The following is a 25,876-nucleotide window of genomic DNA, read 5'->3' on the forward strand; positions in this document are numbered from 1 at the left end:
AGATCACCCTTGCTGTTCCTTAGTACGGAATGCCAGCGCGTACATGCGCATCTGCTTGACCATTGCCACCAGGCCGTTCGAGCGGGTAGGGCTGAGGTGCTCTTTCAAGCCGATCTTTTCAATGAAGTAAAGATCGGCATCCAGTATTTCTTGCGGGGTGTGGTCGGACAGGATGCTGATCAGCAAAGAGACGATCCCTTTGACGATTACCGCATCGCTCTCGCCTTTGAACAGGATCTTGCCATCTACGTAATCCGCCTGCAGCCAAACACGGCTCTGGCAACCTTCGATCAGGTTGCTTTCCGTTTTATACTTTTCCTCCAAAGGGGGAAGCGAGTTACCCAAGTCTATCAGTAACGCATACTTGTCCATCCAGTCGTCGAAGTCTGCAAACTCTTCGATGACGTTGTTTTGAAGTTCATTGATTGTCATTTCTTTTCTATCTTTTATCTGTTATATACAACTTCGAGTACTGTCTGGCCGACGGCTTTCAGTACGTTTTTGTCTATATTGCTCATGTTGTCGTTCTGCGTATGCCAATGGTCACGGAAACCTTTGTCCGAGTTCGGATCATAGTTGATGATATCCAGGCAAGGAATACCGGTTTCTTCGATGACTGCTTCATGGTCGTCTGTCACGCCTCCGCCGTTTGCGTTGATGAAATATTTGCCGTATCCTAAGTTACGGGCCGCTTCCCATACTTCATCCACATAACGGGCGGCATATTTCATCGAAATATATTCTTTATAGAAGACCGCATCTTTGGCGCCGACCATGTCGAGTAGAATACCGAATTCGGCTTTGTAGCCCGGTTTGTGCGGGTTCTTCCCCCAGAAGCGACTGCCGAGGCACCAGGTGTCGCTCGTGTCGTTGTACCTGTCTTTAGCAAATTCGGGGGTCCCGTAGTCTTCGGCATCAAAGAAGATGATGTCTACCCCTGTTTCGGGAGCCTTCATTCCCATTTGTCGGGCGATTTCCAACAAGGCGCCTACACCGCTTGCACCGTCATCAGCCCCATCCAACGGTTTCTTATGGTTGGCAGGGTCGGGATCGTGGTCTGAATAAGGACGCGTGTCCCAATGGGCGAAAAGCAGGATGCGTTTGTCTTTATCGGGATTGAAGGAACCGATGATGTTACGTGATTCCAATGGGGTTCCGTCGTAAGCTGTAAGTGTAGCTTCCTGTTCGTATACTTGTGCTCCGAAACGTTTCAGCTCGGATGCTAGGTAGTCGCCACAAGCCTTATGAGCTGGCGTGTTCGGGACGCGATAACCGAATGATACTTGTTTTTCGACATAAGCATAAGCACTGTCCGCATCAAACAATGGGACGGTTGTTGCTGGAGCTTTCTTCACTTCCGTTACGGGAACTGTTGTCTCGCTGGTTCCTTTCTGACCGCATGCGAACAGGGTCATGGAGAATAATAATAAAATCAGTTTAGTCATATCTTGTCGTTTATAAGGAGTTATCGGGAGCGGATTGCGCTTTGTTCATCACGCGCAACAGATTACCTCCCCATATTTTAGCAATATCATTTTCTGTATATCCTTCTTTTAGAAGACGCATTGTGATGTTTATCAGTTCATTGCTTGCCCGGCAGCCGATCAGTTCGCCGTCACCGTCAAAGTCGGAACCTATCCCCACATGGTTGATCCCGATCAGGTCCACGATGTGGTCGATATGACGGATCGCATCGCTCAGAGACGCTTTTTCGGCATCTTCGTTGATGAATCCTTTGTAGAGGCATATCTGTGCGACACCTCCCTGTTCGGCGAGCGCCTTCAGTTGTTCGTCCGTCAGGTTGCGCGGATGGTTGCAAAGCGCGCGGGCAGAAGAATGGGAGGCGATGATCGGGTAGGTGCTTGTTTCAAGTGCGTCATAAAAGGTACTTTCGGCGGCATGCGAGATATCGACCAATACCCCTGTCTCATTCATTTTGCGGACGACTTCTTTCCCGAAAGGACTGAGGCCGTTCCATTCCGCGTCTCCTCTTGCTGAGTCGCATATGTCGTTGCTCCCGTTGTGGCAGAGAGTGATATAGGAAACTCCCATTTTCCGGAAACGGGTGATATTCTCGATGTCCTTGCCTATCGCATATCCGTTTTCCACGCCTAACATGATCGCTTTCTTTCCGGCGGCTTTCAGTACGTGGACTTCCTGTGGCGTGTAGGCGATGCACATGCGTGTACGGTTCAACTCCATTTGCCGGTGTATTTCCTGCAGGCGGTTCATGGCGAAGTCCGTCGCTTTCAGTAGTGAAGCGTCGTCTCTCGGTCCCTGCGGAATATAGGCTACCATGATCGTCGCGTCAATCAGCCCCTCTTCCATGAAAGGGAGGTTTACCTTACCGCCTTCTTTCAACCCGATGTTGAATTCACCCGGAAAGATCATCGGAGTGTCGGTATGGGAGTCGAGCGTCACGTTCCTGTGGTGGATGTATTTGGCTTTTTTGAACAGGCGGGACGATTCGACATGATGCCTGAAAAGTTTCAACATCTGTTCATCGTCATTGGCAGCCATCGCTTCGGGGTGCCACTGGACACTGAATATTTCTTTTTCCGGATGTTCCATCGCTTCGTTGATCCCGTCGGGAGCTGTCGCCGTAGTGATAAATTCGGGAGCCGGCTCTTTGATTGCCTGGTGATGAAAAGAGTTGACCAAAAGTTCTTTTTTATCGTCCAGCATGGTGCGGAGCTTAGAGGGGCCTTCGTTCAGTGTGATGGAATGGGAAACCTGTTCGCGGGGAAGCGTCTGGCTGTGTTTCAGTAGCTTTTGATTGTGTTGGGTATGGATATCCTGGTATATGCTGCCGCCAAATGCGACGTTTAGTATCTGGTGGCCACGGCATATTCCCATGACCGGCAACTGGCGGTTGGTCGCCAAGCGGAGCAGTATCAGGTCGTATTCATCCCGGTAGGTATCTACATCCTGCAAGGCGGGAATTGGTTCTTCCTGCATGTAAAGCGGGTTGATATCGCCACCACCGCTCATGACCAGCCCGTCCAACCCGTTCACTATTGCCGTCAACGCTTCGATATCCGTAATGACCGGGATCAGAACCGGAGCACCTCCAGCTTTCAGTACCGCCTGTACATAGGTTTCTGCTATGCAGGAAAGTCCGTCTTTCCGATTGGCGGATATTCCTATACGGGGAGGTTGAAGATTTTCTTTTTTGGGAATATAATGATCTACTTCCCTGTAGATGGCCTCTAAATTCGGACGACGGAGCTTCATGTATTTATGATTTATGATTTATAATTTCTGAATTATGATTTATAATTTATGATTTATTATCGGTGCATAAATCATAAATTATAAATCATAAATCTTTACGCATCGATGTTTGCGTACGTTGCATTTTCTTCGATGAATTCGCGGCGCGGGCCGACATCTTCACCCATCAGCATGGCGAATATCTGGTCAGCTTCGGCAGCACTGTCGATCGTGATCTGTTTCAGCGTACGGTTTTCCGGGTTCATGGTCGTATCCCACAACTGGTGGTCGTTCATTTCTCCCAAACCTTTGTATCGCTGTGTGTGGATCTGGTTTTCGTTACCGCCGCCATATTTGTCGATGAATGCTTGACGTTGTTGGTCAGTCCAGCAATATTCTTCCACTTTGCCTTTCTTGCACAGGTAGAGAGGAGGAGTGGCCAGATAGACATATCCGTTTTCGATCAGCGCACGCATACGGCGGAAGAAGAAAGTAAGAATCAGGGTGGCAATGTGGCTTCCGTCCACATCGGCATCGGTCATGATAATCACTTTGTGGTAGCGCAGTTTGCTCAGGTTTAATTCTTTCGGATCTTCTTCGGTACCGATGGTGACACCCATTGCGCGGAAGATATTCTGGATTTCTTCGCTTTCGAATACCTTGTGGTCCATCGCCTTTTCGACGTTCAGGATCTTACCGCGGAGCGGCAGGATGGCCTGGAAGTTACGGTCGCGTCCCTGCTTGGCTGTACCGCCTGCAGAGTCTCCTTCGACGAGGAACAGCTCGCAAAGTGCGGCGTCCTTTGAAGAACAGTCGGCCAGTTTACCGGGAAGACCGCCGCCTGTCATCGGTGATTTGCGCTGTACCAGTTCGCGAGCTTTGCGGGCTGCCTGGCGTGCTTGGGCTGCAAGGATCACTTTGTCGACGATTATCTTGGCTTCCTTAGGATGTTCTTCCAGGTAGTAGCCCAATGCTTCGCCGATAGCCTGGTCTACGGCACCGGTTACTTCGTTGTTTCCCAACTTCGTCTTGGTCTGCCCTTCGAACTGTGGCTCTGCCACTTTAATAGAGATGACCGCTGTCAGCCCTTCGCGGAAGTCGTCGCCGGAGATTTCAACCTTTGCTTTTTCAAGCAGCTTGGAGTCGTCGGCATATTTTTTTAGTGTGCGGGTCAAACCGCGGCGGAAACCGGCCAGGTGAGTACCTCCTTCTATGGTGTTGATATCGTTTACATACGAAAATACGCTTTCGTTGAATGAAGTGTTGTAAGTCATGGCGACTTCAACCGGAATACCCTGCTTTTCCGTAACGATGTGGATCACATCCGGGATCAGTTGCTCTTTGGAGCGGTCGATGTAGCGAACGAATTCTTTCAACCCTTCTTCCGAACGGAATATTTCAGATTTATAGCTGCCGTCTTCCTTTACGACGCGTTTATCTGTCAGGCTAAGTGTGATGCCTGCATTCAGGAATGCCAGCTCGCGCAGACGTGCAGCTAAAATCTCGTACTTATACTCGGTCACGGAGAAGATGCTTCCGTCCGGTTTGAACATGATGGTTGTACCGGTCACATCTGTCTCGCCGATCACTTCGATAGAATGAAGTGGCTTACCACAGGAGAATTCCTGCATGTGGACTTTTCCATCGCGGCGGACTTCTGCTCTCAGGTAAGTGGAAAGTGCGTTTACACAGGATACACCTACGCCGTGCAAACCTCCTGAAACCTTGTAAGAGCCTTTGTCGAATTTACCTCCTGCATGGAGCACGGTCAATACGACTTCAAGCGCTGACACGCCTTCTTTCTCATGAATATCTACCGGAATACCACGACCATCGTCTGTAACAGAGATGGAGTTATCTTCGTTTATCACTACGTCAACTTGGGTACAAAATCCGGCCAGTGCTTCGTCAATAGAGTTGTCAACAACTTCGTATACTAAATGGTGGAGACCTTTCTCGCTGGTATCGCCAATATACATGGACGGTCTCTTACGCACTGCCTCTAACCCTTCAAGTACCTGAATACTATCCGCAGAGTACTCTGTGGAAGTATTCTTAATTTCTTCACTCATGAGTCTTTATCGTTTAAAATCTGTAATTATCTGTCTGTCTAAAAAAGCTAACAAATATAGTGAAAATAATTAACTTAGAAGGTATAGGGAGTGTGAAAATAGTCAAACGGAGGTGTATAACAAAAAAAGAGACAAAGTCAAACTTTGTCTCTTTAAAAAAGGTAGCCCGTGGGGGAATCGAACCCCCCTTTCAAGAATGAAAATCTTGCGTCCTAACCGATAGACGAACGGGCCATCAGGTTTAAAAAAGCCGGGCTAACCAGTCCGGCTTTATACTATATAAAGTATAATACCTTATTTTGCAAGTGCGTTGACGTGCTTCGCTAATTTGGATTTCAAGTTGCCTGCCTTATTCTTGTGAATAATGTGTTTTTTAGCAAGCTTATCCAACATAGAGCACACCTTCGGGAACAGAACCTGAGCTTCGTTCTTATCTTCAGTAGCACGCAAAACTCTCATTGCATTTCTTGCAGTCTTAGCATAATATCTATTATGCAGACGCTTTGCGTTGGTCTGTCTGATTCTCTTAATTGATGACTTGTGATTTGCCATTTCTTAGCTATTCTCTTTATTTATTCTTTAATCCTGTTTATTGTAGCCCGTGGGGGAATCGAACCCCCCTTTCAAGAATGAAAATCTTGCGTCCTAACCGATAGACGAACGGGCCATCATGTCAAAGTTTTTACTTTTAGCTCTCTGGGATTGTTGATTTCCCGATTGCGAGTGCAAAGATAGATGTTCTCTTTAAATTGACAAAATATTTGAAAGAAAAAAGTTTTGGGTTAGTCGTATTTAACATCTATTTGGAACTCATATCCTGTAGGTGTATCTCTAAAGCATTGACGGAAATATTTATTTCCCAGATACATACGCATAGCGAAGCTGCCAATAGAAGCAATCCTATTCCAAATATCCAGGCGGCTATGATTTGCCATGAGATATAGATGAAGAACATCGAGACCACGCAAAAGAGTAGGCTTAGCAGACCTAATATCTGCATGGAGCGTGTCAGGTATAACCGTTTCCTAAGATTGGCTATCTGGGCGATGTCTTTCGGGTCGTGTGTCTGTTGATGCTTTTCTTTCAATGTGCGTACGAGGCTCGCATACGAAATAAAACGGTTTGTATAGGCCAATAGGATAAGTGAAACTGCTGAAAATAGCAGTGATGGGGTTGTGAGCGTGAGTTCTTGCATGTTTATATGTTCTTTATAATTTAGTAGTTTGTTATTCAATAAAACAAGGCTGAGAAGGAAAATGTTGTAACTTTGTTTTCCAAATTTCAGTGATATGTTGTGTAAAACGCGTGGGATTGTCCTGCATTCCATTCCATATAATGATAAGTACTCCATTATATATATGTACACGGAGGCTTTTGGACGTGCTTCTTATCTGGTTGCCCGTTCCCGTGGAAAGAAATCTTCTGTCTCGAAAGCGTTGTTCATGCCTCTTTCGGTAGTGGAGATGGAGGTTGAGCATCTGAATAAGCGGGATTTGCATCGTATCCGTGAAACGAAACTCTGCTATCCGTTGACGGACGTGTTTTGTAATCCGGTGAAAAATATACTTGCGCTTTTCCTTTCCGAGATCCTTTTCCGCGTGGTGAAGGAGACGGAGCCGGATTCGCGCCTTTTCGAGTATTTGTTCGAGTCGATACAATTGTTAGAGCTTTCGGATAAGGGGGTGGCGAATTTTCATCTGGTCTTTTTGCTGCGACTCTTGCATTATCTGGGGATATATCCGAACGTCGAATCATATGTGGCAGGTTCTTGCTTCGATATGCTGAATGGCGTGTTTGTCGATCGTATACCGATGCATCGCCATTATCTGAACCGGCAGGAGAGTGTGGTTTTGGCCCGGTTGCTGAAGATCAGCTTCGAGAATATGTCGTTGTATTCTTTTTCCCGGCAGGATCGTGTGAGTGTCATAAACCGTATTCTTGAATATTATCGCCTGCATTTGCCGGATTTTCCCGAAATAAAGTCCTTATCCGTCATGCAAAGTCTGTTCGATTAGCATATTGCTCCTTTAAATACTTGCCAGTTTGCGGAAAAGGTTATACTTTTGCCGCACTTATTATAAAAATGGCTCTGTAGTTCAACGGATAGAATAGAAGTTTCCTAAACTTTAGATCCGAGTTCGATTCTCGGCGGAGCTACAATAAAAAAGGCAATCGTTACGATTGCCTTTTTTATTACCAGTGGAATGCCTCGAAGGTCACCCGGTCTCCGTTTAGGAAACACTTTAAATATTCGTTACCTATTCGAACATCCTCGTAATAATCAGTCCCGTTTGCATATTCGACATAGAAAGAATCGAAATATTCGTCTTTCCAGTCCCAATAAAAACTTGTTTTCAATTCGTCAGTCATACCGTTGGGATAATAGATAATTGTAAAATCTTCTCCCGTATGATCGTTATAGAAGTCGAGCCGTTGTTCGCATTCGTACCCTTTGTTATTGGTATAAAAATCAACCCAGGTATTATTGCATAATGCATCGGTCGCCCAGCCGTAATCATCATAATACGGATCATCCTCACAACTGTTGAACAGACAGAGTGCGGACAGCAGAAATAATAAACCGAGTATATTCTTCTTAATCATGATTCCAAATATTAATCATTCAATGACAAAGATATGAATTAAAACGATATAGAGGAATGTTTGTGCGGCCGTATTGTTGATGGAAAGCACGTGTTTATACAAATTTTATTCGTAATCAGGCAATTCAATATCGGTTGTCTCTTCCCATTTCCCATTGTTGTAGATGCTGATCTGGAATGTGTCGTCGGATTCGGAACGGCTGTAGAGGCGGCCTTTATAACGGATGATTTTGTTTTTTTCCGGAATGATATTGTCGATTTGCCGTTCCCGGATCGGTTCGTCGTTTTTGGCGATGGCCGAAAGGCGGACGGCTATTTTATTGTCGGTGGGAGGTATGAAAGTATAAAAAGAATGTACTTTGTTTACTTCTCCGATCTCATTATTCTTGAATGTATAGGAGAGGATTTGCTTATCCGGGGTTTTTATCCCCTGACCGGTGGCGATGTCCAGCTGATTGGATATTCCGTCGATCTCCATATCGAACTGTTTCAGTATGTCGGAAACCGAATCGGTCGCCATGAACTCAATACGGCTGACGATACGTTGAAGAGAGACATCTTTGTTGGTGATTTCTGCAACATCGATGTTTAGGGATATCATTTCGTAGAATGTATCCGAGATGCTGTCGAAAGAAAAAGTTGAACCGGATAATACAGCGTTTTTTGAATTGTGGGCTAAAAAGTAGAATTTGTAGTCGCCTTGTGGCAAACTATCATATATGCAACTGAAATCCGCATCCAGATCGGTGGGATCGTAAGTGAACTGCTTGTGCTTGATTAATGCAGGAGTATCTTCGTTTTTGAATACCACATATTCGATGGTGGAACATATTTCGTTCAATTCGGCGTCGCTCTCTCCAGCTTTCGAAACCGTCGGTTCCGGAATCACGTTATTCGGTATGCTGCGGGTGGGAAAAGACACTATCTCTTTTTCCATCTGAATGCTGAATTGAATGGGGAAAAACTTTGTTTGCGGGATGACTTTTTCGAGTGAAGAACTGTCGCAACCTGTCAAGTAGAGTACGCAGCCAAGTGCAAAAAACACTTTCTTTCTCATAGTTAAGTTTTTTAGTTGTTTATAATGTTACAAAGGAAAGATAAATAATCAGAAATGAAAAATATTTGTAGATGAATTTAAAAAGATATTTTATATTTGTCGAACAGACACAATGTATTAACCTTAAAAAGAACGAAAAACATGGCACGTCCTGTAACATTATGTACATTGCAGTGGGGAGACTTACCGCTGGATGTTATTTGTGAAAAAGCAAAATCATTTGGTTTTGACGGTGTTGAATTGGGATTACCATCTCATTTGGATGTTCGGCAGACAGATCCGGAATATTATCGGAATATCAAGGTGACACTCGATAAGTACGGTTTGCAACTGTTTTGTATTTCGAATCATCTGGTCGGCCAGGCGATATGTGATAATATCGATCAACGGCATAAATCCGTATTGCCTGATTATATCTGGGGCGATGGCGATCCTGATGGAGTGCACCTGCGGGCGGTCGAAAATATGATTCAGGCAGCCCATGCCGCTAGAATGCTGGGAGTCGACACCGTAGTCGGTTTTACGGGAAGTTCGATCTGGCAATGGCTCTACTCCTTTCCTCCCGTTACCGACGAGATGGTGAATGAAGGGTATGCTGATTTTGCCCGACGTTTTATTCCGATTTTAGACGAATATCAAAAGTTAGGTGTCCGTTTCGCTCTCGAAGTACATCCGACCGAGATCGCGTTCGATACTTATTCTGCCCGTAAGGCTCTTGAAGCGATCGATTATCATCCGGCTTTCGGTTTTAATTACGATCCGAGCCATTTGGGGTATCAGGGAGTGGATTATGTAGACTTCATTAACCAGTTCCCGGATCGTATTTTCCATGTCCACATGAAAGATGTGTATTGGAGCGATACTCCGAAACAGATCGGCGTGTTCGGCGGCCATTCAACTTTTGGCGATGCCCGCCGCTTCTGGAATTTCCGTAGCTTAGGACGTGGAAAGATCCGGTTTGAAGAAATTATCCGTGCTTTGAACGATATCGGCTATCAAGGTCCGCTCTCGGTGGAGTGGGAAGATAGCGGCATGGATCGTGAACATGGAGCACGCGAGTCTTGCGCTTTTGTCAAACAGGTGGATTTCCTGCCGTCGGCACATGCCTTCGATGCCTGTTTTGAAAGATAAGAGGATGTAGGTAAGAAGGGATAAGTGCGGCAAAGGTTTATCCCTTCTTTTTTATTTAGTCCATTTCATACATGTCCGGTTCCTCGCTCCTGCTTTTGTCTTTTTTCTTGTTCATATTGCCGAAGTTGTAGGTCAGGGTAAAACCAACTCTTCTGCCACCACGCCAGTTCTCGGAATCCTGCCAGAAACCGTCTCCGGATGTAATGGTGCGGAATCTGCGGGAGTCCAGCAAGTCGCGTGCATTGATACTTAACGTCAACTTGTCTTTTAAGAAAGATTTGCGCAATCCAAGATCGACTGAGTAGTTCGGTTCGCGGTATCCTTGTGCCATCAAGCGCTTGGAATTATAGTTGCCTGTGCCCTGTAGGGAAACACCCCAAGGAAGACTGACATTGGCAATCATGCGTACGTTCCAGTTGAAGCTTTCATCCTCCTCTCCAATGACAGGAGCTTCCGCTCCTTCGGGCAGATAGCTGAAACCGTCTAATTTGGAGTAGTAGAGGTTTACGGCCGTTGTCAGGCTAAGGATGCTGAATAAATTGTTTTTTCCAACGATTTCCAGACCGCTGTTTTGCTGGCGGGCTACGTTTTCACTGGTCGTGTACATTACATTGTCTGCCGTGTTCAAGAAACGAATGCGCTGGATCACGTCATCTGTCGAGCGATAGTAGCCGGATAATGATAGGGTATGGCCGGATTCCCAGGTCTTGATATAATTCAATTCGAAAGAATGGGAATATTCAGGTGTCAGTTCCGGGTTACCGAAAGAAATGTTGGAGGCATCGGAAATATTGCGGAATGAATTTAGCTGTCCACCCCAAGGACGACGCAGGCGACGGGTATAGTTTACTTGTATTTCATTGTTTTTAGGGAGGGCATAGGAGATAAAGGCACTTGGAAACAACTTGAAATAGTCTTTCTCGAAAGTTTCCGACGGCTTGCCGTTAAATTCCTGGTCGAAGTCCAGCGAGCGGGTATCCACACGCCAATATTCTCCACGTAGGCCGGCTTGGTAGCTCAGATTGTTCCACTTGCCTCCATACGTCATGTACAAGGCATGCACATCCTGGTTATATAGAAAGCGGTTGTAAAGTGCCTGGTCCTGTTCGATGTCGGTAGCGGTTGTTCCGGTATAGGTATCCACAGGGCTGGATTCTCTTTGGAATGTCCCTTTATAACCTGCCTCGATCCGGCTCGCGTCGGATATTTTGTTTGTGTAGTCGGCCTGAACTTCCCAGCTTTTGTTTTTGATGTTGTTTTCCTGAGTTTGATATTCCTGTTTGTCGGTTAAGTCAGTGTCCGTATATCGGGTTGATTGTTCGTAAATGCTTAGTCCGTCGTTTCTCCATTGGTTATTGCTGACGGTTAAGTCTATATTGCTGTTTTCCGAGAATTTGTGTAAGTAATTCAATTCCAGGTTATACATTTTCATGTCCGAGTTTCCGTCTGTTGTACGGTCGCTGGTGTAAACCGTATTCTTTTGCTTGTCTGTCGAAATGTAATGGATCGATTCGTTGTTGTCGCCCCCTCCGGTCATGCCGGTCATGTTGAATGCTAGGTCGTCGCTTTTGGTAATGTGCCAGGTTGCCCCGATACGTCCGAACCAGTTGTTGTGTTGTCGTTTGGAGTTGTTGGTCTGGTCGAGAAAACTATTGTTGGCTGTATTTTCACGACTTGTGATTCCACCGCCTTTCATTTCCCGGTTCCGATAGCTCAGATTGGCGTACGCGTCTACTTTGCTACTGCTGTAGTTGATGTTTCCACTTGCCTGATAACCTCCGTCCGTATCGGCTCCGGCTTTTACGCTGCCGTAGTAACCGGGTTTCCGGTCATCCTTTAAAATAATGTTGATAATCCCGGCTGTTCCCTCCGGGCTGTATTTGGCAGAGGGATTGGTAATGACTTCCACTTGTTTGATATCTTCTGCCGGCATCATTTCCAGTATGTCCGCCTGGTTGTCTGCTGTCAGTCCCGATGCTTTTCCGTTGATCCAGACTGTTACGCTGGAATTTCCACGCAATGAAACAGATCCTTCGTTATCGACTTCCACGGATGGGATATTGGCAAGCAAATCACTGGCCGATCCCCCTTCGGATGCGATATCTTGTGTTGCGTCGAAAACTTTTCTATCGAGCTCGAATCTCATTTGGGGCTTTTTTGCTACGATTTCTACTTCTCCCAATTGGTTGGCATCTTCTTCCAGGGTGAGTTCTCCAAGATTAAGAGTTTGAGAATTGTTGCTGATTGTTATATTTTTAGAAATTTCCGCGTAGCCGATATAGGAATAAGTAACTATATATTCCCCCTTCTTCAGTCCTCCGATACTGTAATTTCCGTCACTTCCGGTAACGGCTCCCTGCAATATTTTGTCCGAACCTTTTGCTTTAACCTGGACGGTTACAAATTCGAGTGGTCCCCCTAATTCGCCGTCCATTACAATACCTTTAATCCTTCCGTCCGTTTCATTACCTTTTATATCCGGAGCCAAACACAAAAGCATACCGGTTAAAAGTAAGCTCATCTTTTTTGTCATCATCTTCCAAATCTGTCTTTTACATTTTACAAAACGATTTATATGACTGCTATCATACAAAAAGGTTTATTTGAAAAATCAAAAATTAGGTAAAATCCTTTTGTATGGTATGATGATGGATCGGGTATGCCATCTCTTTTCCTTACCTTTTAAACCCTGTCAATGATGAAGTTTTTTTACAGGCTCTTTCTGCTGAGTGGAAGGAGGGAAGTTGAAGAAAGAAGAAACAAGCTGTTTTGTGATACATGAATGACTTTTTATTATCTAATACCTGTTAGAGTTTGTTCTACCTTTTATTCCATGATAAAAAGCAATCAAGATGAAGTATTTTTTCATTCATCTTATCCCGATGTCCCGTTACGCAATTCTATAAATAGGAATTGGATGAAAAACTCCTTCTTGCTTAGTACTATGGCTGAAAAATATGATCATTTCTTTTATGAAGAAATTAAGGGGGAATATATTGATTTCCATGAACAATGATGGGGAACTGTTCGTTTGCAACGAACGATGATGTGGTTGCCTTAGGTTTTTCAAAAGTTTTGGTGCCAATATGGTGTAGGTTTTATCATAGTCCTGCAAGAACTGCGGCTCAAATATAGGCAAATATCCACAACTTTCTATAAAAAAACACACAATAATTTAATCAATTCGATAAAAAGTATATTAGATTCTTTGTATCATACAGATATAACCAAGATTCTACAACTTATATATTAAATAATCACTCCAAATCACCGCAGTTCTTGCAGAACTTAATGTAAATATAAAGAATGTATAATCGTGTAAAATTATAAGTCTTTGTGTTTTAGGATCTTTAGGCTATTTTTTATTATAAAATAAAAATGTTAACTTATGAATTTAATCTCAATTAGAAAAAAGCGGAGACCTGCAATTGCTTTATTGCTTTGTACTGGTTTGTTGGGGGCTTGTCCTCCGGATGCCGTTGCTGATGCGGGAGATAGATTGCCCGTCCCTGAAATCCAACAAAGTAAGTCGCCTGTTAAACGTACGTTAGTCGGTACTGTTACGGATGCCTCTACCGGTGAAACACTGATCGGTGTAAATGTTATCATTAAAGGTACTACTCAAGGTACAGTGACTGATCTTGACGGAAAGTTTTCCATTGAAGTAACAGGTAAAGATGAAATCGAAATCTCTTATATCGGTTATAAGACACAAACGATCGAAGTGGGTGATTTAGGCGTCTTGAACGTTAAGATGGAGGGGAATAATGAAGTTTTGGACGAAGTCGTTGTTGTTGGTGCCGGTACTCAGAAGAAAGTATCTATTACCGGCGCGATTACAGCTACAGAAGGTATACAGCTGAAAGCTCCGACATCTTCATTGACCAGCTCACTGGCTGGTAAACTGGCTGGTGTCATTTCTACGAACAGCAGTGGTGAGCCGGGTTCTACTTCTGCGTTCTATATCCGTGGCATCAATACGTTTGGTGGTGTGGCAACTCCATTGATTTTGTTGGATGGCGTGGAAATATCGTCTGGGGACTTGAACCGTATTCCGGCAGAAAGTATCGAAAGTTTTTCGGTTTTGAAGGATGCTTCGGCGACGGCAATCTATGGTAACCGTGGTGCGAATGGCGTCATGCTTGTTACAACCAAACATGGGAAGGAAAATACAAAAGCAACGGTCAACGTGTCGGTCGAGGCTTCTTATTTCCAGCCGATGAATACACCGGAGTTTGCTGATGGACCGACATTCATGCGCACCTATAACGAGGCGCAGCAGGCGCGTAGCGCGACAGTAATTACACCACGTTATTCGGATGAGATCATTGCGGCGACAGAAAGTGGTATCAATCCGTATGTCTATCCGAATGTAGATTGGTATGACATGATTTTCCGTAGTGGAAATTATAATCAACGTGCTAATGTGAACGTATCGGGTGGTGCGTCGCGTGTTACTTATTATATGAGTTTGCAGGCAAACCATGATACAGGTTTGCTCAATGCTGCGGACAATTCAGCTTTCAATCCGAACATTAACCATTGGGAGTACAATTTTCAAAATAACATCAGTTATAAGTTGACGAATACGACGACTGTCAATCTTCGTATGATGGCGCAAATCGGTAGCCAAAAGGGACCGAATAATAAGACTACTGATATCTACAAAAAGGTGATGTATGCCAATCCTGTCTCTTTCCCCGCTTATTTCCCTGGCGAAGAAGATCATATTTATTATGGTAATGCCGAAATTAAAGCAGGGGCTTACGGAGAAAACCCTTACCAATACATGATGGGATCGTTCAGGGAAGACAACTTCAATACGCTGAATACCTCTTTGGATATCTCGCAAGACTTGGGATTTGTCACAAAAGGTTTAAGCGCAAAGGTTTTAGTGAACTTTAAAAATTGGTCAAACTCTTATTATACCCGTTCGCTATCTCCTTATTACTATCAGGTACAGCCCGATAGTTACGATCCCGAAAATGATACCTATGCTTTGCGACTTTTGCAAACTGGTACGGATTATATCAGCCAGTCTGACATCACTAAAGAGGCCGATCAAACATTCTATTTGGATGCCCGTTTGGATTGGAAACGTTCGTTTGGCAAGCATAATATGACTGCCATGTTCATGTATATGATGAGAGAGTATCGTAATGGAGTCTTGCCCAATCGTAACCAGGGTTATTCAGGACGAGCCACTTATGATTATGACAACCGCTACTTGGTAGAGTTCAATTTCGGTTACAATGGTTCCGAACGGTTGGCAAAGGAGGATCGTTTTGAGTTCTTCCCGGCCGCATCTCTCGGTTGGGTATTAAGCGGGGAGCAGTTTTGGGAGCCGATCGCCGATTATGTGGATTATTTCAAGATTAGGGGATCATACGGTTTGGTTGGTAGTGACCAGTTCAACAGTGGTGCACAACATTTTCTTTACCAAAATCAAGTAGCTATTGGGAGCGGTGCCTCTTGGCATTCGGGACTTCCCGGGCAATGGTTAAATCGTCAGGGGCATGGTTTCAATATTCTTGCCGTACAAAATGCAGGATGGGAACATGTGAAAAAGTTGGATATCGGACTTGACGCTTCGCTTTTTAACCAAGTGAACATTACATTCGATTATTTCCGTGACTACCGCGACCGTATCTTGATGAAACGTGCCAGCTTCGGAAAGCTACTCGGTTATTGGGGCAGTACGCCTTGGAGCAATATCGGCGAAGTGTTGAATACCGGTTTCGAAGTCAGTGTCAATTGGAAAAAACAATTTGGAAAAGACTGGCAAGTCGACTTCCGTGGTAACTTCACCTATAATCGAAACGAATACAAGTTTTCTGACGAACCGAATTATCCCTATGTATGGCAAACGGAAACTAACAAACCGTTGAATCGATTGACCGGTTATGTGGCAGAAGGGCTTTTCAGCAGTCAAGAAGAGATAAATAATTGGCCTGATCAAACACAGTTAGGTTCGAAGCCGATGCCTGGTGATATTAAATATCGCGATATCGATGGTGATGGTGCGATCACATCCGAGGATAAGGTAATGCTTTCGCCTTACGGGGATATGCCGCGTATCCAATATGGGTTAGGGTTGAACGTTCGTTGGAAGAAATTCGACTTCGGAGTCTTCTTCAATGGTTCGGCCAAACGTAAAATTATGATCAACTCCGGCTTTGCTCCATTTTTGGCTTCCGGTGGCGATGGTGGTCCGTCGGAATCTTTACCACGCAATTTGATGTCGTGGATTGCCGAGAGCCATTGGTCGGTCGACAATCCTAATCCGAATGCACTCTACCCGCGTTTAGGAACTTCAAATGCTGACATCGCGGGTAATATCCAACCGAGTTCTTATTGGATGCGTAACGGCAATTTCCTTCGTTTCAAAACGTTGGAATTGGGTTATACCTTCCCGATGTGCCGCGTTTATTTCAGCGGTGATAACTTGGCCGTATTCAGTCCCTTCAAGTTGTGGGATCCGGAATTGGCTTGGAACGCTTATCCGTTGCAGCGGACTTTTAACCTGGGGGTGCAATTTACTTTCTAATGTTTAATTAACTAATAGAATAACGAGATGAAACTAACAAAAAATATCAGACAATATATCAAGATAGCCTTGTCGGCCGGTCTGCTGGCATTCCCTTCTTGCAGCTATTTGGATGTCATACCACCGGCACAGCCGGATTTTGATGACACAATGAAGGACGAGGCAGCAACTTTAGGTTTCCTTTTTACCGCTTACTCAGGTACTTCGCGATATACCTTCTGGCGAGAAGGTGATGGAGATGCTTCGTTGGCCACCGATGAATATGTCGAGCCGAAAGACTGGGACTGGAATATGCAGAAAATGTTGTACGGAACTGTTTCGGCGGCCGATGATATCGGTGACTGGGAGAATTTATATAACTACATCGGATATGTCCACTACTTTTTGGAACAGTTGGATCGTTTGAACCCGGCAGGTGTGACAGAGGAGGAGAAGGCACAATATCGTGCCGAATGCTGGTTTCTCGAAGCATATTATCATTTCAAAGTATTGCAAAACTATGGGCCTTGTCCTATCATCGAAACAAAGGTAGATCAAAACATCCTTCCGTCCGAAATTCCGGGGCGTTCGCATTTTGATTATTGTGTAGATTGGATTGTCGGAAAATTAGATGCGGCAGCCGAAGTTTTACCGGCAACACAGACAACTGAAAATTTAAGCCGTGCAGATGCCACTATCTGCAAAAGTTTGAAAGCTCGTGTGCTGCTCTATGCTGCTTCTCCTCTTTGGAACGGTTCATTTGTTTATCCGAACTGGCGGAACACAAATTATGAGACACCGGGCTATGGAATGGAGTTGGTTAGCAATAAATATGATCCTGCCAAGTGGGAACGTGCTCTGACGGCTTGTAAGGAGGCGTTAACAGCTGCTGAAGCTGCCGGATATAAATTGTTCGATCTTGAAGCTTCTGAAGCAAAGGCTGCTATTGATAAAGTACCGCTTCCATTCATTCCGGGGAAAGAAGAGGATACGGAGGAAAATGAATTGTTCAAAAAGCAAGTTCGAATGCTCCAGTATATGATTACGGCGCATGAAGGGTTTAGTAATAAGGAAATTATTTGGGCTATCAATCCTCAGTATGGTGATGGTAATGATGCGAATGATGTTGGTTGCGGTCGTTCGAAATCGCGGCTTCCGAACCGACTTGTCAAAAAGAGTGACGGTTCGTGGGCCGGAGGCTATCATGGGACTGCACCTACTTGGGCGGCTGTAAACCGTTTCTATACGGAAAACGGTCTTCCTCCTGCTAAAGATCCGGATTTCTATTTGCAAAGCGAGTGGCTGACACGTTACTATGAGGGAGCTTCCAGTCCGGAGTTGTCGAAAGATCAATTGGATAGCGAGGAAATTAAGAATGATATTGTCAAGTTTAATGTTGGTCGTGAACCGCGTTACTATGCGTGGATTGCCTATGACGGTTGTGAGTATATGCCGTTAATCAACAACAATAACCCATTATGGCTGAACTTGAAGAATTCCAATACGAATGGTTATTCACTTTCTAATACGCGTAATGCAACAGGTACCGGTTTCTTGAATAAGAAATTCATCGTGCCGAACGGGGTATATCTGTCTTCCGGATCCACTTCAGGTGACAAGTTCCGGATCATTCTGATTCGTATGGCGGAATTGTATTTGAATTTGGCTGAATGTTATGCAGCATTAGATCGTACAGATGAAGCGTTAGAGAATCTGAATGTTATTCGGGAACGGGCCGGTGTACGTAAGTTGACTACAGCTGATCTTTCGACCATGTCACTGATGGAATGGGTCCGTAATGAACGGGCAATCGAACTGCATGCCGAAGGTCACCGATATTATGACGTCCGTCGCTGGCGTATTGCCGACCAAGTAATGCAGCCCTCCGAATTTAAAGGGCTGAATGGAATGACTGTCAATCCTTCATTTGAGGAGTTCAATCAAATCGTGCCAATCGACCAGCCGATCCAATGGAACGTCAGACAGTATTTGGTTCCGATCAAGAATAGTGAATTGTACAGTGATCCTCAGTTGGTGCAAGCTCCTGGTTATTAATCTAAAAAACGAATTGTATGAAAGTGAATTATATAGGAATTGCATGTCTGGCTGTTCTTTTGTTGACAGCTTGTGACGAGTCGAAATATGAATTGGAAAACTTAGTGCCGGAAGAATATCACAAAGTGCTTTATATTAATAAATCCGGTACGCAGGAGCTCACTCTTTACAATACGGGAGAGCTTAATACTTATGCTTTCTCCGTTTATAAGGGGGGTAGTGATCCGTCATTGACGGCAAGCGGGGAAATAGCCGTTCACTCGCAAGAGGAAGTCGATGTACTTTATGGCACGGACTATCGGATAATCCCTTCAGGTTCTTATTCGATGGACACCGATCGATTGGATTTTGCGTCGGAGGAACGTAGTAAAGTCGTTACGCTTTCGTTGTCGACAGATTTGATCGGTGCGGCGATGGAGGCGAATCCGGAAGCGACTTATGTGCTTCCGCTTTACCTGACGAGCGAGAAGGACTCGGTCAATGCCGATAAAAGTGAATTGTTTATCCGGATAACAGATGTGTTGACCCCGGCTATGGGGTTCACGGATACCGACATTCAGCCATTGTCTTACACATATGGATTCAACACGGAGTCAGTTGAAGTCGGTTTCGGTTTGGATACGGACAACAATTGGGATGTAGAATGTCAGTTTGTCGTAGATCCCGGATATGTTACAGCTTATAACGCAGAGAACGGCACAGCTTATAAGCTGTTTCCGGAAGGGAACTATTCATTCGAAGATGTTGTCACCTTGCCTACGGGGACGAGCACGACCGATTTGGCGGTGACGCTCAACGGCAACGGATTGACTCCGGGAGAATATATGTTACCTATTCGTTTGGATAATGTTTCGCTGTTCAATATTGCTGAAAACGCCGTCTACCCGTTGGTAGTTCGGGTTGTCGGAATCAAGTTGGATCGTGCGGGCTGGAGTATACAAGCCAATACGGAAGAACGGACCGGAGAAGGTGTCGGAAACGGTGTGGCGACATGTTTGCTGGATGGGCAATTATCGACTTTCTGGCATTCACAATGGAGTGGCGGATCGATTCCACTTCCGCATGAAATCGTTGTGGATATGAAGAAGGAAACAACTTTGACCAACATCAGCTTGACTGAAAGGCAGCATGATAGCTACCGGGATGTGAAGGGTGGTGAATTTTTTGTCAGTTCAGATAAGCTCAACTGGACAGCAGTCGGTGCATTTGAAGCGCAGAAGGTACTCGAAGAGCAAATCTTCAGCGTCACACCGACAAAGGGACGCTATTTTAAGATAAAAATTACTGATAGTTATCGTGCAAGTAATTCGTCGTTGGCTGAAATCAATGCTTATGGAATAGATTGATTTTTGATGAATGTTCGGAATGCTCAATTGTAAATGCCTTTTATAGGAAAAAGAGGCACTTGTGAATTGGGCATTCCGTAACAAAAGTTCAGAATCGGGATATACTTATTGTATAATATTGTTTATTCAATAATGTTTTACATTCTTTATGGATTGCTGTAAATTTTCGTATTTTTCTGATAAAAAGGACTTTGTCGCTATAAAGACGGTCATCATGACGATGAAGTCAACCTTCATGCTGATGATCCCCGGAATCTTATTTGAAATAGAAAAAACTCAGATAAGGTTTTTTGTATCTACCCGAAAAATAGTGGTGCTGGAGCTTTCAAGGTAAAGTTATAATAAAAATGGAACCGAATCCTTCCGTACTCCGGAACGTAACCGATCCGTCCATTTCTTTTACTAACTGTTTCACACTGCAAAGTCCCAGACCATGGTCGGGATGAACTTTTTTCCCCTCGATTTGAACACGATAGAACTGTTTACCCAGTTTTTTCTGTGCTTTTTGCGGTATTCCCCAACCGGTGTCCTGGATGGCGATAGAAAGATGATTGTCATGTTCAGATAAAACGACCGTGATTTTAACATCGTCGTCCGAGTATTTCAGTGCATTTTCCAATAGATTTCGTAAGCAACGTTCTAGACGGGTCGGATCTGTATATATTTTAATGTATAGGAACTGGATTGTCCGTAAGCATTCGGTGGATCACGTATTTTTTCATCAAACTTCCGTCATTATTTTTGTGCCAAAAATAAGATTTATGATGACATGAGAAGAAGTAGCAGAGATAATGAACTACAGCAAAGAGCATAAAATGACTTATTAAGTCTAGACTGAAGTAACTAAACATTCCTTCATGGCTATTTTATGACAGCAAGTCTCGTTATGCCGCAGAACAATCATCAGGTAAAACGGCCCGGGATGAGTTTTTCGAACTTCCACACGGTGGTTCGTTTGTTCTGGTTTCCTTATTTGCCAGTACAAGCGGTCGGAAGCATCACTACGGACTCACCAGTGGGGTTGAAGGAGATAGAAATACGCACACTAGCCGGATGTGTCATACGTATCTGCGATGAGATAAACGAAAAGGAACAGTTTTCAATCATCCAAGCATGCAGCTATGTTCAGCCTTAATGACAGTATGCGCTATCTGTTGTATAACTGCCCAACCGCTATGCGCAAAAGTTTCATGAAGTCCGTGACTTGAGAGCCTTCAAAAACTTCGAAAATAGTACTGACTTTTTAGCCTGAAAGCTTCTGTATATCATTGTATTTTGTATATTTACAATGTGAAATAAAGAGATACAGATGCTTATGGAAGAACAGAAAAGCCTTATTGGAAGAGATTGAGATACTTCGCCATGATAAAGCGATGCTCATTAACAGGGTTGCTTCTTTGGAGCAATCCTTGTATTGGCTTAGAAAGAAGGTCTTAGGTCGGATAAATGAAAAGAGTTTTCCACTTGGTCCTAATCAGCTTCTTTTGTTCTTAAAGGAAGAAATGTCTTCCATGGAAATATTCCGGATAGAGGAAGAAGTTCGCAAGAACGAGGAAGAAATCACCAAAAACATAAAAGTTAAGGAGAAGTTGGTCCACAACTCCCTTGGTATATCCTCTTTGCTAGTAGAAGTTATCAATCTTTATCCAGAAGTGACAACTGACGCAGAAGCAGGCTAAAGAATGATTTCATTGAAATCGGGAAGGAAGAAAGTTCCCATTTGGAACGCGTTTCGGCAAAAGCATATATCCTGAAAACCGTCCGTCACAAAGTGATAAGAAAATCCGATATGGAAGTTTGAGCAGATTAAAGGAATCACCCTGGTCGGCTGCTAGGCACACATCAGAAGAAGATGCGTGGATGCCTTGGAGGAGAACAGGGTTCTGGCCACACAGGCGATACATTATATTAGTAAATTCTGATGCCGATGAAACCGGACTCACGGCAGAAGAACGCAAGGAAAAACGTATCAGCGAAGCTTTTCCGATGATTCTTGAGTTTGAAAACTGGCTACAGAACACTTATCTTTTTAAGAAAAGTCCCATATTACGAAAGAGACGAAAAGGATATGACAGAGTTTCTCTCTCGTAATTGGGTAAAATTCAATTGGGCTTGTTCCGAATATAGATACTATTAATTTCGAATCGACTACGAATAGCACTGATTCGGAACTAATTCTCCAAATTTACAACGTAGTTTACCGAATGCTTATGTTTGAGTATAAAATTACTAAAGTGTTGTCAATTTTGAAACATAAAAAATCAAATTTAAAATAAGTTATAAATGGATAATAGGTTACTTTGTCAATATCGAATTAATATCATATATCATGAAGAAAAGAACAAATGTAACCAGTAAGAACCCAATTATAATCGATTTGATCAATTTGTTCAGTCGATTAAAATTGAGAGTGGGATTCTTTAGATTTGTTGTTGAATTATTGATACTATGTAGATCTCCTATTCTACTTAATAATAATGTCTAATTTAGAGATGTTAATGGTATTAATTTGAGGCAATTATTGAAATTTGTGATTCAATTTATTTATGTGAGAAATAAATGGTTGTAAGTTCCTTAGAAGGTTATACCCTTTTTAAGGGTATAACTGGAGTCTATTTTTATTCATTTGAAAGTATAATAACTTTGTCCTTAAGCTTGTTCTATTTAACGAAGCTAATATTTATGAAAATAGTCAGATTTAAAACTGTAGGAGGAAAATCATTAGTCATGATTTCCTTATTGTTGATGGCTCCTATGCATATTTATTCTAGTGATACTTTCACTATACAGGAAAAGACTAGAGTACATCAGCAAACTGTACAGCTAACGGGAGTTGTATTAGATATCCAAGGTTTCCCTTTAGTTGGTGTAAATATTATGGAAAATGCCACAAATGGTACGATTACAGACATTGATGGCAAATTTTCTATTAAAGTAACTCCTCAATCTGTATTGCATGTTTCTTATATTGGATATGTTACGCAGACAGTCAAAGTCGGAAATAAGAAGAATATATCCATAGTTATGGAAGAAGACTCTAAGACCCTAGAAGAAGTTGTAGTTGTAGGTTATGGATCACAGAAGAAAGTATCAGTAACGGGTGCTGTTGCTGCCATTCAAACAAAAGAATTAAAACAGAGTTCAGCTGCAAATTTATCAACAGCGTTGGCTGGACGTATGCCCGGTTTGACAGCTATGCAGACTTCGGGACGTCCTGGTGGTGATGATGTTACTTTATATTTGCGTGGAGCTGGTACGGTAAATGGGTCGAATCCTTTAATATTAATAGATGGTGTACCGCGTGATAATATATCAACAATGGATCCTAACGAGATTGCATCTGTTTCTATTTTGAAGGACGCTTCAGCAACAGCCGTTTTTGGTGTACGTGGTGCCAATGGTGTAATAATGATTACGACTCGACGTGGAGAAGAAGGTAAATCAGAGTTAAGTATTTCTGCTGATTATAGTTTACAACGATTTACTGCTGAAGCCGATCGTATTCATTCTTGGGAGTTCGCTGAATTAAGAAATCAAGCCTTCAGAAATGATGGATATGCAGAAAGTGATCTTCCTTTTACCGATTATATGATTGAGATGTATAGATCGGGAAAAGATCGTGTTTATTATCCTGACAGGGATGTTTATAATGAATTTTTCAAGAAGTGGGCTCCTCAGACACGTGTGAATGTGAACTTAAGTGGAGGAACTAAGAAGTTAAGTTACTTTATGAATGTTGCCTATATGGGGCAAGGGGGACAGTTTCGAACGGAGTCTGAAAAGGATTTAGGATATGATCCAAGTTATAAATCAAATAGATATAATTTCCGGACGAACTTGGATTATAAGGTTGCGTCTAATTTTAAGCTTTCATTGAATATTGCGTCTTATTTGGAAAAGGTGAATACTCCTCAAACAGCAAAGTTGTTTAACAATAGTGTTGATGAGTTGGTTACGAATATGCGAGCTTATATTTGGGCAACACCTCCAACAGATCCAGGTCCATTAACGGTTGCAGGACAAACATTGGCAGATGGGACGAATGTTCCTGCCGGTCAAGTTATAAATCAAGCAGGTATAGACCGAAATACATATGGAGAATTAAGTAGAAGAGGCTATCAGCAAGCAACTAGAACAAATTTAAATTCTTCTATTATTGCAGATTGGGGACTGGACTTTATAACAAAAGGGTTAAGTACAAAATTGATGATCTCTTTTGACACAAAAGCTATGACTACCTTGCAAGGTTTTCGTGAATATGATACATATGGAGTAACTGTTGCAAGAACTTCTGAGGAAAAGTCTTATGTATCAAAAGTCCGTATGAATACGAATGATGCAATTTCTCTTACTAAAAGCCAACAAACCAATTACTATTTAAATATGCAGTATTCGTTGAATTATGCTAGGCAATTTGGTTTACATGATGTAACAGGTATGGCGTTAATTCAACGTGATAATTGGCAACAATATGCAGCAGATCTCCCTTACAATATGTTAGGAATATCAGCTCGTGCTACATACAGTTATGATTCACGTTATTTGGCTGAAGTTAATGTTGGGTATAATGGATCCGAGCAGTTTGCCAAGGGAAAACGATTTGGTTTCTTTCCTGCTTTTTCTGCTGGATGGGTGGCCAGCAACGAAGCATTTCTGAAGGACAATGATTTCATTACTAATTTAAAGTTACGTGCATCTTATGGAAAAGTTGGTAATGATAAATTAGGAGCTACTCGTTTTTTGTATATAAGTAATATATCAACTGGAGGAGGGGTTATTCCTTCACTAGGTCGTGGACAAGCAATCAATCAAGGTAAGCTGGGTAATCCTAATTTGGGATGGGAAATAGCATACAAACAGAATTACGGAATTGATGTTCAGTTATTCAGAGAATTATCGTTAACTGTTGATTATTTTAGGGAAAAAGAGAAGATGTATTGATATCTCGTGGTACAGTTCCCGAAATTCAAGGTGTAGCTTTAGGTAATTTGCCTAAAGTAAACATGGGACGTATTGATAACCATGGCTTTGAATTTGAAGCAACTTATAATAAGCGAATTGATAAGGATTGGTCTTTTACAGTGAAGGGTAATTTTGCTTATAATAAGAATACACAGCGTTTCATGGACGAGGCACAGAAACCAGCTGATTATGTTTATCGTTATAGAAGTACGGGATATAGTATTGGTCAGAACTTTGGATATCGAATAGACTATAGTAATGGCAATGGATATATTAATACTCAAGAGGAGTTAGATAAAGCGTTAGCAACTTATCAGGTAGGAGGAACCCCTCGCATGGGGGATTTCTTGTATGTGGATTTGAATGAAGATGGAATAATTGATGAAAAAGACTCAGCTCCTATTAAATATAGTGATATTCCTCGTATTACATATGGATTTTCAGGTTCCGTGAATTGGAAAAATTTTGATTTTTCATTTTTATTCTCGGGTATAGCAAAGGCTTCTCGTTTGTATGCAGGTTGGGGTGCAACGGAATTTGCTAATGTCGGTTTTTTTAGTGATTATCATTTGCAAGCTTGGACACCAGAACGCTTTGCCAACGGGGAAGAAATTCTGTATCCTGCATTGGGGTCAGCTCCAGGAACTAGTCAAAAACCGAATGACTTCTTTATTATGGATCGTTCTTTTTTGCGTTTAAAAAACATAGAATTAGGGTATACATTGCCTAAAGGTCTTTTGAAGAAGGTAGGTATTAATAGTACCCGTATTTATGTTAATGGTAATAACTTGTTGACATGGAAAGCTATGAAAACAGATGTGATTGACCCAGAGCAGGGCTCTGATCTCAACTATCCAATTACTAAAATGGTGAACTTTGGAATTAATGTTACATTCTAATTATTAAAAGAA

At 43.0% G+C, this 25,876-nt stretch carries 19 protein-coding genes and 3 tRNA genes; 10 read left to right on the forward strand and 12 right to left on the reverse strand.

What is annotated here, in order from left to right:
- Positions 1-3: 3 nt before the first annotated feature.
- The 8 genes from BHV83_RS03935 to BHV83_RS03970 form a co-directional block, all read right to left on the reverse strand.
- A complete protein-coding gene (locus BHV83_RS03935; protein WP_005637535.1) occupies positions 4-432 on the reverse strand; it encodes a SufE family protein in 429 nt (142 codons plus the stop codon).
- A 14-nt stretch (positions 433-446) separates the two neighbouring features.
- Positions 447-1,445 (reverse strand): M28 family peptidase, encoded by a 999-nt coding sequence (locus BHV83_RS03940; protein WP_122122474.1) that lies wholly within the window; start codon positions 1,443-1,445, stop codon positions 447-449.
- A gap of 10 nt (positions 1,446-1,455) precedes the next feature.
- Entirely contained in the window at positions 1,456-3,234 is a 1,779-nt protein-coding gene (locus tag BHV83_RS03945; RefSeq protein ID WP_122206034.1) for a gamma-glutamyl-gamma-aminobutyrate hydrolase family protein, read from the reverse strand.
- 95 nt (positions 3,235-3,329) lie between these two features.
- The gene (gyrB, locus tag BHV83_RS03950; RefSeq protein WP_005637531.1) at positions 3,330-5,285 is read right to left on the reverse strand and encodes a DNA topoisomerase (ATP-hydrolyzing) subunit B; all 1,956 of its coding nucleotides are present in this window, start codon (positions 5,283-5,285) and stop codon (positions 3,330-3,332) included.
- 162 nt (positions 5,286-5,447) lie between these two features.
- Positions 5,448-5,519, reverse strand: a tRNA-Glu gene (locus BHV83_RS03955).
- A 60-nt stretch (positions 5,520-5,579) separates the two neighbouring features.
- Entirely contained in the window at positions 5,580-5,837 is a 258-nt protein-coding gene (gene rpsT, locus BHV83_RS03960) for a 30S ribosomal protein S20 (protein WP_005637528.1), read from the reverse strand.
- A gap of 43 nt (positions 5,838-5,880) precedes the next feature.
- Positions 5,881-5,952: transfer RNA gene (locus BHV83_RS03965), tRNA-Glu, on the reverse strand.
- Positions 5,953-6,084: 132 nt separating this feature from the next.
- Positions 6,085-6,480 carry a DUF2721 domain-containing protein gene (locus tag BHV83_RS03970; RefSeq protein ID WP_005646993.1) on the reverse strand — a complete coding sequence of 132 codons (396 nt, stop codon included), beginning with the start codon at positions 6,478-6,480 and terminating at the stop codon, positions 6,085-6,087.
- Between the two features lie 94 nt (positions 6,481-6,574).
- Here BHV83_RS03970 and recO point away from each other — a divergent pair, with 94 nt between their 5' ends.
- Both recO and BHV83_RS03980 read left to right on the forward strand, forming a co-directional pair.
- Positions 6,575-7,300 carry a DNA repair protein RecO gene (gene recO / locus BHV83_RS03975; protein WP_022321970.1) on the forward strand — a complete coding sequence of 242 codons (726 nt, stop codon included), beginning with the start codon at positions 6,575-6,577 and terminating at the stop codon, positions 7,298-7,300.
- Positions 7,301-7,370: 70 nt separating this feature from the next.
- Positions 7,371-7,442 (forward strand) — tRNA-Arg (locus BHV83_RS03980).
- A gap of 36 nt (positions 7,443-7,478) precedes the next feature.
- Here the strand turns inward: BHV83_RS03980 and BHV83_RS03985 are convergent.
- Together BHV83_RS03985 and BHV83_RS03990 are read right to left on the reverse strand one after the other, a co-directional pair.
- The gene (locus BHV83_RS03985) at positions 7,479-7,889 is read right to left on the reverse strand and encodes a hypothetical protein (protein ID WP_005637519.1); all 411 of its coding nucleotides are present in this window, start codon (positions 7,887-7,889) and stop codon (positions 7,479-7,481) included.
- Positions 7,890-7,994: 105 nt separating this feature from the next.
- Positions 7,995-8,945 (reverse strand): hypothetical protein, encoded by a 951-nt coding sequence (locus tag BHV83_RS03990; RefSeq protein ID WP_122206035.1) that lies wholly within the window; start codon positions 8,943-8,945, stop codon positions 7,995-7,997.
- Between the two features lie 141 nt (positions 8,946-9,086).
- Here BHV83_RS03990 and BHV83_RS03995 point away from each other — a divergent pair, with 141 nt between their 5' ends.
- Complete coding sequence (locus BHV83_RS03995; protein WP_005637515.1) at positions 9,087-10,076, forward strand: sugar phosphate isomerase/epimerase family protein; 990 nt, start codon at positions 9,087-9,089, stop codon at positions 10,074-10,076.
- A gap of 55 nt (positions 10,077-10,131) precedes the next feature.
- Here the strand turns inward: BHV83_RS03995 and BHV83_RS04000 are convergent, their stop codons facing one another.
- A complete protein-coding gene (locus BHV83_RS04000; protein WP_122206036.1) occupies positions 10,132-12,612 on the reverse strand; it encodes a TonB-dependent receptor in 2,481 nt (826 codons plus the stop codon).
- Between the two features lie 852 nt (positions 12,613-13,464).
- Between BHV83_RS04000 and BHV83_RS04005 the strand changes: the two genes are divergently transcribed.
- Genes BHV83_RS04005 through BHV83_RS04015 form a run of 3 tightly spaced genes read left to right on the forward strand, consistent with a single transcriptional unit; the run spans position 13,465 to position 20,003 of the window.
- Positions 13,465-16,623 carry a SusC/RagA family TonB-linked outer membrane protein gene (locus tag BHV83_RS04005; protein ID WP_022321968.1) on the forward strand — a complete coding sequence of 1,053 codons (3,159 nt, stop codon included), beginning with the start codon at positions 13,465-13,467 and terminating at the stop codon, positions 16,621-16,623.
- Positions 16,624-16,650: 27 nt separating this feature from the next.
- Positions 16,651-18,657 carry a RagB/SusD family nutrient uptake outer membrane protein gene (locus tag BHV83_RS04010; RefSeq protein ID WP_022321967.1) on the forward strand — a complete coding sequence of 669 codons (2,007 nt, stop codon included), beginning with the start codon at positions 16,651-16,653 and terminating at the stop codon, positions 18,655-18,657.
- Positions 18,658-18,674: 17 nt separating this feature from the next.
- Positions 18,675-20,003, forward strand: a complete 1,329-nt coding sequence (locus BHV83_RS04015; RefSeq protein WP_022321966.1) for a BT_3987 domain-containing protein — start codon at positions 18,675-18,677, stop codon at positions 20,001-20,003.
- 325 nt (positions 20,004-20,328) lie between these two features.
- Here the strand turns inward: BHV83_RS04015 and BHV83_RS04020 are convergent, their stop codons facing one another.
- Positions 20,329-20,688, reverse strand: a complete 360-nt coding sequence (locus BHV83_RS04020) for a sensor histidine kinase (protein ID WP_122116061.1) — start codon at positions 20,686-20,688, stop codon at positions 20,329-20,331.
- A gap of 237 nt (positions 20,689-20,925) precedes the next feature.
- Here BHV83_RS04020 and BHV83_RS04025 point away from each other — a divergent pair, with 237 nt between their 5' ends.
- The 4 genes from BHV83_RS04025 (at position 20,926) to BHV83_RS04040 (ending at position 25,864) form a co-directional block, all read left to right on the forward strand.
- Positions 20,926-21,138 (forward strand): hypothetical protein, encoded by a 213-nt coding sequence (locus BHV83_RS04025; RefSeq protein WP_022321963.1) that lies wholly within the window; start codon positions 20,926-20,928, stop codon positions 21,136-21,138.
- Positions 21,139-21,340: 202 nt separating this feature from the next.
- Positions 21,341-21,682, forward strand: a complete 342-nt coding sequence (locus tag BHV83_RS04030; protein ID WP_046452468.1) for a hypothetical protein — start codon at positions 21,341-21,343, stop codon at positions 21,680-21,682.
- 1,003 nt (positions 21,683-22,685) lie between these two features.
- Complete coding sequence (locus BHV83_RS04035; RefSeq protein ID WP_286756404.1) at positions 22,686-24,944, forward strand: SusC/RagA family TonB-linked outer membrane protein; 2,259 nt, start codon at positions 22,686-22,688, stop codon at positions 24,942-24,944.
- Entirely contained in the window at positions 24,941-25,864 is a 924-nt protein-coding gene (locus tag BHV83_RS04040) for a SusC/RagA family TonB-linked outer membrane protein (protein WP_286756406.1), read from the forward strand. The genes BHV83_RS04035 and BHV83_RS04040 overlap by 4 nt, the downstream gene beginning before the upstream one ends.
- Positions 25,865-25,876 lie beyond the last annotated feature (12 nt).

This window comes from Parabacteroides sp. merdae-related_45_40 (genome assembly GCF_001915675.1).